Below are 12,526 nucleotides of genomic sequence, written 5' to 3' on the forward strand. Positions count from 1 at the left end.
AACCTCCGCGACATTATCCGTCGCAATCACCTTCATTTGCGAATTTTTATTGCGCTGCGGTTGCGAAGTAACTAGACAGGCTGCAACTGCAGAATAAGGAGCCGACTCATGGCACATGACGGGGCCGATATGCCGACGACGATCATTCTGGACGACCTGATGGGCCTCGCGGAGGCGAGCCTGCCCGAACTGGAGACGCTGGTCTCCGACGCGACCGCGAGCCTGCGCGCCGCGACCGAGAAAGACGGCCGCATTTCCGGCGCTGCGCTCGAGGCGAACCAATATCGCGCCCATGGTCTTGCCTGGCTGACCACCTATCAGCAGTCGCTCAAGCAACTGCACGGCTGGGCCGCACGTCTGGCCGAGGAAGGCAAACTGGGCGAGATGGAGAAGCTGATCGTGCAGATCGGCTTCGGCGAATATCTCGCGCAGATCGCGGGCGGCATCCAGATGAACCAGGGCGAGATGGTGCGCCTGGCCGATATGGACGTCAGCTGGACCCCGTCCGAGGCTGCCGCGAAGCTGATCGCCGAGGGCAATTCGAACGCCGCCCGGATGCGTCTGGTCGAGCTGATGCGCGACGTTCAGGGCCGTTCGGTCTTCGGCAATTCGGGTCTCGACGAAGAGCTCGAGATGATCCGCGAGCAGTTCTACCGCTACGCCGAGGACCGCGTGAAGCCGAACGCGCATGAATGGCACCTCAAGGACGAGCTGATCCCGATGGAGATCATCGAGGAGCTCGCCGAACTGGGCGTCTTCGGCCTGACCATTCCGGAAGAATATGGCGGGCTGGGCCTGTCGAAAGCCTCGATGGTCGTCGTGACCGAGGAGCTTTCGCGCGGCTACATCGGCGTGGGCTCGCTCGGCACCCGGTCCGAGATCGCCGCCGAGCTGATCATCTGCGGCGGCACAGAGGAGCAGAAGCAGAAATGGCTTCCGGGCCTGTCGTCGGGCGAAATCCTGTCGACCGCCGTGTTCACCGAACCGAATACCGGCTCGGATCTGGGCTCCTTGCGCACCCGCGCGGTCAAGGATGGCGACGACTGGCTGGTGACCGGCAACAAGACGTGGATCACCCATGCGCAGCGCACCCATGTAATGACGCTGCTCGCACGCACCGATCCCGCGACCGACAACTACAAGGGGCTGTCGATGTTCCTGGCCGAGAAGACGCCGGGCACCGATGACAACCCCTTCCCCACCGAGGGCATGACCGGCGGCGAGATCGAAGTGCTCGGCTATCGCGGCATGAAGGAATACGAGCTCGGCTTCGACAATTTCCGCGTGAAGGGCGAAAACCTTCTGGGCGGCGAAGAGGGCAAAGGCTTCAAGCAGCTCATGGAGACGTTTGAATCCGCCCGCATCCAGACCGCCGCCCGCGCCGTGGGCGTGGCGCAATCGGCGCTGGAGATCGGGATGCAATACGCGATCGACCGCAAGCAATTCGGCAAGTCGCTGATCGAATTCCCGCGCGTGTCGTCGAAGCTCGCGATGATGGCGGTGGAGACGATGATCGCCCGCCAGCTGACCTATTTCTCGGCCTGGGAAAAGGATCACGGCCATCGCTGCGATCTGGAAGCCGGTATGGCGAAACTGCTGGGTGCGCGGGTGGCGTGGGCCGCTGCCGACAACGCGCTGCAGATCCATGGCGGCAACGGTTTCGCGCTGGAATACCAGATCAGCCGCATCCTCTGCGACGCGCGTATCCTGAACATCTTCGAGGGTGCCGCCGAGATTCAGGCGCAGGTTATCGCGCGGCGTCTCCTCGGCTGAGCCAGCGAAACTCTATTCAACGGGGCGATGCGGGCGAACCTCGCATCGCCCCGTTCTGATTTGACACCCGTGCAACGCCCCCGCAAGCTGAACGACGAGGTTCAGCACAATGGAGGGCGCATGGCTCGCACAATTCTGGTCACAGGCATCACCGGCTTCATCGCCAAACGCATTGCCTATGACCTTCTGGCGCAGGGCGAGATCGTGCGCGGCACGCTGCGCAAGGCCAGCCGCGGCGAGGAGGTGAAAGCCGCCTTGAGTGACCTCGGCCCCGAAGCGCTGGAACGGCTGAGCTTCGTCGAGGCCGATCTGATGGCGGACAAGGGCTGGGACGCGGCGATCGCGGGGGTCGACGCCGTGATCCACACCGCCTCCCCCTTCCCGCTCAGCAAGCCGAAGAACGAGGCCGAGGTGATCCAGCCTGCGGTCGAGGGCACCAAGCGGGTGCTGAGCGCTGCGCAGGCCGCCGGTGTGACCCGCGTGATCCAGACCTCCTCGATGGAGGCGGTGATGCATGGCGTGACCTCCGACCCAATGACCGAGCGCGACTGGTCGAACCCGCGCGCACCGACCTGCAGCCCCTATACGCGCTCGAAGATCTTCGCAGAGGAAGCGGCGTGGGAATTCATCGAGGATCATCACGAGATGCGTCTGACCGTGATCAATCCCGGCCTCGTCTGCGGCACGCCGATGGATCGCCATACCGGCTCGTCCGTCGCGGTGATCGAGCGGCTGATGGCGGGCAAGGACCCGATGGCGCCGGAGTTCGATATTCCGGTGGTCGATGTGGCCGATGTCTCCGCCTGCCATGTCGCGGCGCTCGACCGGACCGAGAGCATCGGTCGCCGCTACATCTGTGCGGAAAGCTTCATGTCCTTCCTCGAGATGGCGCGCGTGCTGAAGGCCGAGTTCCCCGAGCGCAAGATCCCGACGCGGAAGGCGCCGAACTGGATCGTCTCGATCCTCGCGCTGTTCGACGAGCAGATCGCGCTGATCAAGCCGATGCTGGGGATGAAGATGCACCTCAGCCACGAGGCCGCGACCCGCGATCTTGGGGTAGAGTTCGTGTCCGCCGCCGAGGCCGTGCGCCGCACCGGACATTTCATCGTGCAGAAATAGCGTTGCGCTCGCCCGGTTTCGCGGCCAAATCTGGCGCGAGGAACTGGAGGGGCGCAGATGATCCGCGACGCAAGACCGCAAGACGCAGAGGCGATCACCGAGATTTACAATGACGCGGTGCGCAACACGACCGCGATCTGGAACGAGATCGAGGTCGGCCCCGAGAACCGCCGCGCCTATATCGCGGATCGGCAGGCGGCGGGTTATCCGGTGCTGGTCTGGGAGGAAGACGGGCGTGCCGTGGGCTATGCGAGCTTCGGCCCGTTCCGCCCCCATGACGGCTATCACCTGAGCGTCGAGCATTCCGTCTATGTCCACCGCGACCACCGCGCGGGCGGCAAGGGCGCGAAGCTGATGGAAGCGCTGATCGCGCGTGCCAAAGAGGGCGGATTTCACGTCATGGTCGGCGCGATCGACGCTGCGAATGAGGGCTCGATCCGGCTGCATGAGCGGCTGGGCTTCACGCAGGTGGGCTTGATGCCGCAGGTGGGCAAGAAGTTCGGGCGCTGGCTGGATCTGGCGCTGCTGACGCTGTTGCTGGACGATCGCGAGCGGCCTTGAGCACCACGGCGGGTTTCCAACTATAGCACGGGGCGACTAGCCCCGGGCCGCGCCCGACCCTCCCCCCGGGAGGGCGCATTGGCGAAGACAGTAAAGGCACGACCGACCTACGGGCTTGCGAGATAAAGCGCCCAGCCACGAGCCGAACAAAGCGCCCACCCGAGGCTCGGGCGCGTCCCTCCGTCAGCGCGCACTTCGCCCCAGCAAATCCACGAAACGCTGCCGCGCCTCGGGCAAGGGGCGATCCCCCAGATCGGGCGCCATCCGTTCGCCAAGGAAAAACCCGGTCAGCCGCAGCCCCTGCACGATCTCGCCAAGGCTCGCGGGCCCCTGCCCCAACAGGCACAGCGGCAGCGGCAACAGTCTCGGCGCCCATTCCCCGGCCCCTTGCCGGCTGACGGCACGGCCCGAGCGCGGGCTGACATAGGCCAGATCGTCGCGCGACCCGGTGACCGCACACCGCGACAGGTCGAGCCCGTAGCCCATATCTTCCAGCAGCCCCAACTCCCAGCGCAGATAGGTCGGCACCCAGTCGCCGCCCTCGGCCATCGCATCGAACAGCGCCTCGGAGGCCATGAACAACGCGTCATGCGACTCACGTTCGGGTAGCGTGAACCGCAGAAGCGCCGTCACCGCGTTCAGCCCGGCCAGCGCCTGCCGGTCCGACAGGATCACCGCGCGGCTCTGCAACGGCTCGATCGTGTAGCTGCCGAGGTGATCTTCCAGCCGCGCGCGCCACGTCGCCGTGACCCGGTTTCCCGGCTGCAAGATCCCCGTCATCTTGCGCGACGCCCCGCCGCGCACGACCCCCGCATGTCGTCCATGCGCCGAGGTGAACAGCTCGACGATCATCGAGCTTTCGCCATGCGGTCGTGCCGAGAGGATCGTGCCGAGGTCTTGCCAGTCCATGCGAGGGACTATCCTTTCCGTGACGTTGCGGCGCAAGCGGCTTCGTGAATTGCGCAGACGTCGCGCGCCGCACTAGCTTCACACCCATGAAACGCGCCTCAATCCTTTTCGCCGCCCTGATCGCCCTCGTCGAGTTGGCGGCGTTCGGCGCGAGCTTCGTCAACAACATGGCTGAACACCCCCATGCCGCCGTGCCGCTGGGCATCCTGTGGCTGATGTTTCGCTACTTCACGATCTGGACGAATACTCTAGTGGGCCTCGCCTTCGGCTGGATGGCGTGGCGCAAGCGGGCACTGGCGAAGCCGTTCCTCGCGGCGCTGGTGCTATGGATCCTGATCGTCGGCGTGGTCTACCACCTGCTGCTGGCCGGCGACGCGCCGCTGCACGGGCTCGATTACGTCTCGAACCTGCTCTACCACACCGCAGCGCCGATCCTCGTGCCGGTCTGGTGGCTGGCTTTCGCGCCGAAAGGCGGGCTCACGAGCCACCACGCCGTGATCTGGCTGGCGTGGCCGCTGGTCTATCTGGTCTATGCGGTGATCCGGGGGCTGGAGACCGGGTTCTACCCGTACTTCTTCCTCAACCTCGACAGGCTCGGATGGGGCGGGCTGGGCCTGTGGTGCGTGAAATTCCTCGTGGCCTTCTGGATCGGCGGGCTGGTGATCGTGACCTTGGGCCGCGGTCTCAACCGTCTCGGGATCAGCCGCTGAGGCCATCCTCGTCAAGCATCGTGCGCCCTTCGCGGCTCTCGATTTCGATCACCCAGAGGTCCGGGTCGAAACTGCGTTGCTTGCGGATGCTGGCATCGACCTCGGCCTCGGGACCGTCATGCAACAGCATCCACGCGCTTTTGCCGGTCATCAGATCGGCACGCCGCTCGTAGCTTTGCGCGGTCCCGTCGAGCCGCGCGCATTTCACCAGCACGGCCCCCGAAGACGCCTGCCCATGCGCGGTGACATAGGCCGGGATATTCGCCAGCTCCAGCCGCTTGAGATAGGCGCGGACCCAGAAATCCGTGGTCAGACGCGCCTCGCTCATCACTTCGAGTCCTTGAAATCGAGACCCATCTCGGAATAGCGCTCGGCCTCTTCCAGCCAGTTCGGGCGCACCTTCACCTGCAAGAACAAATGCACGGGCCGGTCGAGAAATTCGATCAGCTCCTCGCGCGCGGCTTTCGAGATCGCCTTGATCGTCTCGCCGCCCTTGCCGAGGATGATCCCCTTGTGACCGTCGCGCGCGACGTAGATCACCTGATCGATCCGCGCAGAGCCGTCCTTGCGCTCTTCCCAGCTCTCGGTCTCGACGGTCAGCTGGTAGGGCAGTTCTTCATGCAGACGCAGCGTCAGCTTCTCGCGGGTGATCTCCGACGCGATCATGCGCATCGGCAGGTCGGCGATCTGGTCTTCGGGATAAAGCCACGGCCCCTCGGGCATCTCATCCGCAAGCCATTCCTTGAGGTCCTGCACGCCGTAGCCACGCTCGGCGGAGATCATGAAGGTCTTGGTGAACTGGTACGCCTCGTTGAGCTTCGCAGTCAGGCCCAGAAGCTCCTCGGATTTCACCTTGTCGATCTTGTTGATCGCAAGCGCCACCGGCTGCGTGCCTTCGCGACCGCGCAGGGCTTCAAGGATGCTCTCGACACCCGGCGTCAGTCCGCGATGCGCCTCGACCAGCAGAACGATCATGTCGGCATCGGCCGCCCCGCCCCAAGCCGCGTTGACCATCGCGCGGTCCAGACGACGGCGCGGGCGGAAGATGCCGGGCGTGTCGACGAAGACGATCTGGCTCTGGCCTTCCATCGCGACGCCACGGATGCGGGCGCGGGTGGTCTGCACCTTGTGGGTGACGATCGAGACCTTCGCGCCCACCATCGCGTTGAGCAGCGTGGATTTGCCCGCATTGGGCTCTCCGATCAGGGCGACGAAACCGGCGCGTGTGGTCATGGGTGTTCCTTTTTGGCGATACGCGAAGCGATACGGGGCGCGGCGTAGCTTATAACGGCCCGCGTTGCCAGTCATCTTGTCATGTGGCTTGTGCGACGAGGGCCGCGCCCGATCCTCGGGTGGGCGCTTCGCTTCGTTCGTGGCCGGGCAGTTTATCTTTCAAGCCCGAGTGGCGGATATGCCCGCGCCGACATCGCCAATGCGCCCTCCCATGGGGAGGGTCGGGCGCGGCCCGGGGCTGGTCGCCCCGCGCCAAGACCTTGACTCAACCCTCGGCGCCCTCTTCCAGACGTTTCAGCAGCGTCTTCGCAGCGGTCATTTCGCCCTGACGCTTCGAACCGGCCTTGGCCGTTTCGCGCGCGCCGTTCTCCAGACGCACCTCGATGGTGAAATTGGGGGCGTGATCGGGACCGTCGCGATGGATGATCTCGTAGTGCGGCGGTGGCAGACCGCGGGCCTGCGCCCATTCCTGCAGCGCGGTTTTCGGGTCGCGCGCGTCTTCCTCGACGCTGTCGAGCCGATCTTCCCAAAGCCGCAGGATCAGCACTTTCGCCGCATCGAACCCGCCATCGAGATAGACCGCGGCGATCACCGCCTCCATCGCGTCGCCCAGCAGCGCCAGCTTGCGCCGTCCGCCGGTCATCATCTCGGACCGGCCGAGCTTGAGCACCGCGCCAAGGTCGATCTTGCGGGCGATATCGGCGCAGGCTTCCTTGCGCACGAGCGCGTTGAAGCGCGGCGCCATCTGGCCCTCGGAAGCGGCACGATCGCCAAGGAACAGGGCTTCGGCCATCACGAGGCCCAGAACGCGGTCGCCCAGAAATTCCAGCCGCTGGTTGTCGGGCCGGGTCGGCGTGGAGATCGAGCTATGCGTCAGCGCGCGCGCCAGCAGCTCGGGCCGTTTGAACTTATGCCCGAGGCGCTGCTCGAATGCCTTGATCTCCGCGCTTAGCTTCAATTGATCGCCTTGAAGAACCGATCCGGACGCCAGGTCCAGAAGTAGAACAGCGAGCGACCCGCCGAGGAGAACATCACCCGGTCGGCCCGGCCGATCAGGTTCTCTTTCGGGACGAAGCCGAGACCGCCCACCGATTGCGGGAAGCGGCTGTCTTCGGAGTTGTCGCGGTTGTCGCCCATGAAGAAATACATGCCCTCGGGCACGGTGTAGACGGGCGTGTTGTCCACGGGGCCGTCATTGTTGATCTGCAGAATGTCATGCGTGACGCCATTGGGCAGCGTCTCGGCATAGCGCTTCTTGATGCAGGTATCGCCCATGCCCACCGGCGCGTTCGAGCAGCGCGGCAGCAGCCCCTGCGGGCCCTGCGGCTGCATGACTTCCTCGAAATCGGGCTCGGGCTTCATCTCGACCGCCTTGCCGTTGATCTGCAGCACGCCGTTGATCATCTGGATCTTGTCGCCCGGCAGGCCGATCAGACGCTTGATGAAATCGACGTTCTTGGTCGGGTGACGGAACACCACGACGTCGCCGCGCTCGGGGTCGCTGGCCAGCAGGCGCCCGTCGAAGGGGCAGGCCGAGAACGGGCAGGAATAGCGCGAATAGCCATAGGCCATCTTGTTCACGAAGAGGAAGTCGCCGATCAGCAGCGTGTCCTTCATCGAGCCCGAGGGAATCCAGAAGGGCTGGAAGAACAGCGTGCGGAACACCCCCGCGATCACCAGTGCCCAGACAATCGTCTTGATCGTGTCGAGGATACCGCCCTCGGCCTTGTTCTTCGCCATTATCTCTTACCCTGCCTCAAAATTCCTTGGCCTCAATACGCGGCCTCGCGCCCGAGTCAAGAAAGCTTGCGGGCCTCGATCACGACGAAGGCCTGCGCCCAGGGGTGGTCATCGGTCAGCGTCACATGGATGACGGACTCGTAACCCTCTGGTGTCATTTCCTTAAGCCGGTCCGCCGCCCAGCCCGTGACCTGCATCACCGGCTGCCCGGTTGGCAGATTCGTGACCGCCATATCCTTCCATGCGATGCCCATGCGCAACCCGGTCCCAAGCGCTTTGGAACAGGCCTCCTTCGCCGCCCAGCGCTTAGCATAGGTGCCCGCCACATCCTTGCGGCGCTCGGCCTTGCGCTGCTCGGTCTCGGTGAAGACCCGATTGCGGAAGCGGTCGCCAAAGCGTTCGAGCGTGCGCTCGATCCGCTCGATATTCGCGAGATCGGTGCCGATACCGAGGATCATGGGGCGACCTCGGTGGCGATTACGCCCGTCGCCTGATTGAGCGTCATGCGCAACTGATGCGACATCGCGTCGCCCGTGCCGTCATAGGTGGAGACCGGCAGCATGAGGCTCAACCCGGTCGCGGGATCGTAGCTGGCCGAGAGCGCCGCGAAATCGACTCCACCGAAGCCGGTGTCCTTTGCAGCCGAGATGACCCGGCATTGCCGCCCGCCGACCTCGTCATAGGGGGGCGATAGGACGAGAATATGGAACGCCGCCGCAGCCGGCTCGATCGTGTCCATCAGCGCCAGCCGCACCGCGCCATTGGCGAAAGTCGCGGTATTCTCCGACCAAGGCTCGACGATATTGTCGGCGCGCGCAGCGAAATCGCAGGGCCCGACATAGGCCGGACCTGCCTGCGCCGCGCAAGCCGCGCCAAGCAACACACCTGTCAGCATGACGCCGCGCAGCTTCATCCCCGCGCCGCATCCATCAGCTTGCGCATATGCACGATCGCGGGACCGAGCCCCACGAAGATCGCCTCGGAGATCAGGAAATGGCCGATATTCAACTCGCGGATCTGCTTCATCTCGGCGATCGGTTCGACCGTCTCATAGGTCAGACCGTGGCCCGCATGCACCTCCAGCCCGAGACTGTCGGCATAGGCCGCGCCTGCTTTCAACGCCTCCAGCTCGGCGTCGCGCGCGGCGAAATCGCCCGCGTAATGCATGTCGCAGAAATGGCCCGTATGCAGTTCGATCACCTGCGCGCCAATCTTGGCCGACGCCTCGATCTGCGCCGGATCATGGCCGATGAACATCGACACGCGGATGCCCGCCTCGACGAGCGGCCCCACGTAATCGGTCAGCCGCGACAGATCGCCCGCGACGTCGAGACCGCCTTCTGTCGTCACCTCTTCGCGCTTTTCCGGCACGATGCAGCAGGCATGGGGCAGATGGCGCAGCGCGATCTCCTGCATCTCGGGCGTCGCGGCCATCTCGAAATTCAGCGGGATGTCGATGCCGCTGCGCAGCGCGTCGATATCCGCGTCGCGGATATGGCGGCGGTCTTCGCGCAGATGCGCGGTGATTCCGTCGGCCCCGGCCTGCTCGGCCAGACGCGCGGCGCGCAGCGGGTCAGGATAGGCCGCGCCGCGGGCATTCCGCACGGTGGCCACGTGATCGATATTCACACCAAGGCGCAAAGGTTTGGGCATCGGGCTCTCCGCAATAAATCTCGCAGGAGTATGCCTGCGCGCGCAGGCGGGGAAAAGACCTGCGATTGTATCGGTTTCAGAACGGGACCGGCGCGGTGAAGGTCATATGCATGCCGCCATCGGGATGCCGAAAGCGCAGGGTCTCGGCATGGAGCATCAGGCGCTCGAACGCCTGCGCCGGGCCTTCGGCATAAAGCGGATCGCCCAAGATCGGATGACCCAGTTCAGCCATATGCACCCGCAGCTGGTGGCTGCGCCCCGTGATCGGCATCAGCCGCACGCGCGTCGTGCCGTCCTCATGGCGCATCACCCGCCAGTCGGTCTGAGCGGGGCGTCCGTTCTCGTGATCGACATGCTGGCGCGGGCGGTTCGGCCAATCGACACACAGCGGCAGATCGACCCGGCCTTCCTTCTCGGCCAGCTCACCCCAGAGCCGCGCCTGATAGGCTTTCTTCGTCTGGCGTTTCTCGAATTGCAGGCCAAGATGGCGCTGCGCGTGGGGCGTCAGCGCGAAGACCATCACGCCCGAGGTATCGGTATCGAGCCGGTGAACCAGCAGAACCTCGGGGTAAATCCCCCGCAGCCGCCCGATCAGGCAATCGGCCTTGTCCGGCCCCTTGCCCGGCACCGAGAGCAGCCCCGCCTGCTTGTCGACCACGAGGATTTCGTGATCGGCATGAAGGATGCGCGGGGCATCCTGTGGCGGGTCATAGACGTAACTCATGCGCTGCGAGATGCACTGCGCCGCCTGTCGGGTCAAGCCTCAGGGCGATTGCGGCGGCCCCGGCTCGATTTCGTAGTAATCGCCCTTGTCGGCCACGAAGATATGCTCCGCCATCGAAAGCCCTGTCGGCAGGCCGAGCGTGCCCGCAGCAACCGAAATCCGCCCCTCACCGTCCAACCGCCAGAACAGGGAGCTGCCGCAGACCGCGCAAAAGCCCCGCTCCGCCGTCTCTGACGAACGATACCAGCGCAGCCCGTCGCGGTTGATCAGCACAAGCTGATGGTCATCGATCTGCGAGGAGGCCCAGACATGGCCGGACGTCTTGCGGCATTGGCTGCAATGGCAGGCCACCACAGGCCGCATGTCGCCCTCGACCTCGTAGCTGACAGCCCCGCAGAGGCACCCGCCGGTATGTTTCATGGCTTCCTCACAAATGTCCGAACACGTCTTTCAGGATCGCTTCCAGCGCCGCGGCATCCTCTTCGGTGAAGGCGTCGGGCTGGTCGCTGTCGATATCGAGCACCGCGATGATACCACGCTGCGCATGGACCGGGATCACCAGTTCCGAGCGGGTGGAGCTGGCGCAGGCGATATGACCGGGGAAGGCCTCGACGTCGGGCACGACCTGCGTGCGCCCTTCGCGCGCCGCCGCCCCGCAGACCCCGCGCGAAAACGGGATCACGAGGCAGCCATGCCCGCCCTGATAGGGGCCGATCTTCAACAGTTCCGGTTCGGTGACCCGGTAGAACCCGGTCCAGTCGAAGCGGTCATCCGCATGGTGGATTTCGCAGGCCAGCGTCGCCATCAACGCGACCTCGTCGGTTTCACCCTCGGTCAGCGCAGCGATGCGTTTCGCCAGATCGTCGTAATCCACGCTCATACCCGTTCGATCGCGATGGCCGTGCCCTCGCCCCCACCGATGCAGATCGCGGCCACGCCGCGCTTGAGATCGGCCTTTTCCAGCGCGTTGAGCAGCGTCACGATGATCCGTGCACCCGACGCGCCGATCGGATGGCCGAGCGCACAGGCGCCGCCATTCACGTTCACCTTGTCATGCGAGATGCCCAGCTTGTGCATGAAGGCCATCGGCACGACCGCGAAGGCCTCGTTGACCTCCCACAGATCGACGTCATCGACCGTCCAGCCCAGCTTTTTCAGCAGCTTCTCCGCCGCCGGAACCGGCGCCGTCGGGAAATCGGCCGGCGCCTGCGCATGGCTCGCATGGCCCAGAATTCGGGCGCGGATCGGCAGGCCCTCGGCCTTCGCCGCAGCCTCCGAGGCCAGCACCAGCGCCGCCGCCCCGTCCGAGATCGAGGACGAATTCGCCGCCGTCACCGTGCCGTCCTTGCGGAAGGCGGGCTTGAGATGCGGGATCTTGTCGGGGCGCGCATTGCCCGGTTGCTCGTCGATGGAAACCACCGTCTCGCCCTTGCGGGTCTTCACGGTCACCGGCGCGATCTCACCCGCGAAAGCCCCGGATTTCTCCGCGGCAACGGCACGGTTCAGCGAGGCCACCGCGTAATCGTCCTGCGCCTCGCGGGTGAACTGGAACGCCTGCGCGCAATCCTCGGCGAAGGTGCCCATCAGACGCCCCTTGTCATAGGCGTCCTCCAGCCCGTCGAGGAACATATGATCGAGCGCCTGAGCATGGCCGAGCCGTGCCCCTGCGCGCATCTTCGGCAGCATGTAGGGCGCGTTGGTCATGCTCTCCATGCCGCCCGCGACCATCACCCCGGTCTGGCCGAGCGCGATCTGGTCGTAGGCCACCATCGCCGCTTTCATGCCCGAGCCGCACATCTTGTTCAGCGTCGTCGCGGGCACCTCCTCGCCAAGACCCGCCGCAAAGCCTGCCTGCCGCGCGGGCGCCTGCCCCTGACCTGCGGGCAGCACGCAGCCCATCAGCACTTCCTCGATCCGCGCAGGCGCAACGCCCGCACCGTCCATCGCCGCCTTGATGGCGGTCCCGCCCAGTTCCGACGCAGGCACACCTGCAAACACGCCCTGCATTCCGCCCATCGGCGTGCGCGAGGCTCCGACGATCACCACGTTTTCCATGATATCCTCCAAAATTCTGTCCCACGGATACCGAATGGTAAGCATTGCC

General features: G+C 65.1%; 16 protein-coding genes. 4 read left to right on the forward strand and 12 right to left on the reverse strand.

The window, feature by feature from the left end; all coding sequences use genetic code 11:
• Positions 1–108 precede the first annotated feature (108 nt).
• From BMI87_RS11215 to BMI87_RS11225, 3 genes are all read left to right on the forward strand, one after another.
• The gene (locus BMI87_RS11215) at positions 109–1,773 is read left to right on the forward strand and encodes an acyl-CoA dehydrogenase family protein (protein WP_078521460.1); all 1,665 of its coding nucleotides are present in this window, start codon (positions 109–111) and stop codon (positions 1,771–1,773) included.
• Positions 1,774–1,893: 120 nt separating this feature from the next.
• Positions 1,894–2,892, forward strand: coding sequence for an NAD-dependent epimerase/dehydratase family protein (locus BMI87_RS11220; protein ID WP_168175203.1), 999 nt, complete (start codon positions 1,894–1,896; stop codon positions 2,890–2,892).
• A gap of 57 nt (positions 2,893–2,949) precedes the next feature.
• Positions 2,950–3,453 (forward strand): GNAT family N-acetyltransferase, encoded by a 504-nt coding sequence (locus BMI87_RS11225; protein WP_078521463.1) that lies wholly within the window; start codon positions 2,950–2,952, stop codon positions 3,451–3,453.
• Between the two features lie 183 nt (positions 3,454–3,636).
• Here the strand turns inward: BMI87_RS11225 and recO are convergent, their stop codons facing one another.
• Positions 3,637–4,362 carry a DNA repair protein RecO gene (recO, locus tag BMI87_RS11230; RefSeq protein WP_078521464.1) on the reverse strand — a complete coding sequence of 242 codons (726 nt, stop codon included), beginning with the start codon at positions 4,360–4,362 and terminating at the stop codon, positions 3,637–3,639.
• Positions 4,363–4,448: 86 nt separating this feature from the next.
• On the opposite strand from recO, the gene BMI87_RS11235 reads away from it, so the two are divergent.
• Positions 4,449–5,072, forward strand: a complete 624-nt coding sequence (locus BMI87_RS11235; RefSeq protein WP_078521465.1) for a Pr6Pr family membrane protein — start codon at positions 4,449–4,451, stop codon at positions 5,070–5,072.
• Here BMI87_RS11235 and BMI87_RS11240 read toward each other — a convergent pair.
• From BMI87_RS11240 to BMI87_RS11290, 11 genes are all read right to left on the reverse strand, one after another.
• On the reverse strand, positions 5,062–5,400 hold the full coding sequence (locus tag BMI87_RS11240; protein ID WP_078521467.1) for a DUF1491 family protein: 339 nt from the start codon (positions 5,398–5,400) through the stop codon (positions 5,062–5,064). The genes BMI87_RS11235 and BMI87_RS11240 overlap by 11 nt on opposite strands.
• Entirely contained in the window at positions 5,400–6,305 is a 906-nt protein-coding gene (gene era / locus BMI87_RS11245) for a GTPase Era (protein ID WP_078521469.1), read from the reverse strand. Before era ends, BMI87_RS11240 begins: the two co-directional genes overlap by 1 nt.
• Positions 6,306–6,570: 265 nt before the next feature.
• Positions 6,571–7,263, reverse strand: a complete 693-nt coding sequence (gene rnc / locus BMI87_RS11250; RefSeq protein ID WP_078521471.1) for a ribonuclease III — start codon at positions 7,261–7,263, stop codon at positions 6,571–6,573.
• Entirely contained in the window at positions 7,260–8,045 is a 786-nt protein-coding gene (gene lepB / locus BMI87_RS11255; protein ID WP_143594857.1) for a signal peptidase I, read from the reverse strand. Before lepB ends, rnc begins: the two co-directional genes overlap by 4 nt.
• Positions 8,046–8,101: 56 nt before the next feature.
• Positions 8,102–8,503, reverse strand: a complete 402-nt coding sequence (gene acpS / locus BMI87_RS11260) for a holo-ACP synthase (protein WP_078521475.1) — start codon at positions 8,501–8,503, stop codon at positions 8,102–8,104.
• The gene (locus tag BMI87_RS11265; RefSeq protein ID WP_146681581.1) at positions 8,500–8,958 is read right to left on the reverse strand and encodes a hypothetical protein; all 459 of its coding nucleotides are present in this window, start codon (positions 8,956–8,958) and stop codon (positions 8,500–8,502) included. The genes acpS and BMI87_RS11265 overlap by 4 nt, the downstream gene beginning before the upstream one ends.
• Positions 8,955–9,698 carry a pyridoxine 5'-phosphate synthase gene (locus BMI87_RS11270; RefSeq protein ID WP_078521476.1) on the reverse strand — a complete coding sequence of 248 codons (744 nt, stop codon included), beginning with the start codon at positions 9,696–9,698 and terminating at the stop codon, positions 8,955–8,957. The genes BMI87_RS11265 and BMI87_RS11270 overlap by 4 nt, the downstream gene beginning before the upstream one ends.
• A gap of 76 nt (positions 9,699–9,774) precedes the next feature.
• Positions 9,775–10,422, reverse strand: coding sequence for an RluA family pseudouridine synthase (locus BMI87_RS11275; RefSeq protein WP_078521478.1), 648 nt, complete (start codon positions 10,420–10,422; stop codon positions 9,775–9,777).
• A gap of 39 nt (positions 10,423–10,461) precedes the next feature.
• Positions 10,462–10,842, reverse strand: a complete 381-nt coding sequence (locus tag BMI87_RS11280; protein WP_078521480.1) for a GFA family protein — start codon at positions 10,840–10,842, stop codon at positions 10,462–10,464.
• Positions 10,843–10,849: 7 nt separating this feature from the next.
• Complete coding sequence (locus BMI87_RS11285; RefSeq protein WP_078521481.1) at positions 10,850–11,302, reverse strand: GAF domain-containing protein; 453 nt, start codon at positions 11,300–11,302, stop codon at positions 10,850–10,852.
• Positions 11,299–12,477, reverse strand: coding sequence for an acetyl-CoA C-acyltransferase (locus tag BMI87_RS11290; protein ID WP_078521483.1), 1,179 nt, complete (start codon positions 12,475–12,477; stop codon positions 11,299–11,301). Before BMI87_RS11290 ends, BMI87_RS11285 begins: the two co-directional genes overlap by 4 nt.
• Between the last annotated feature and the right edge of the window lie 49 nt (positions 12,478–12,526).

The organism is Thioclava sp. F28-4 (assembly GCF_002020045.1).
Lineage (GTDB): Bacteria > Pseudomonadota > Alphaproteobacteria > Rhodobacterales > Rhodobacteraceae > Thioclava > Thioclava sediminum.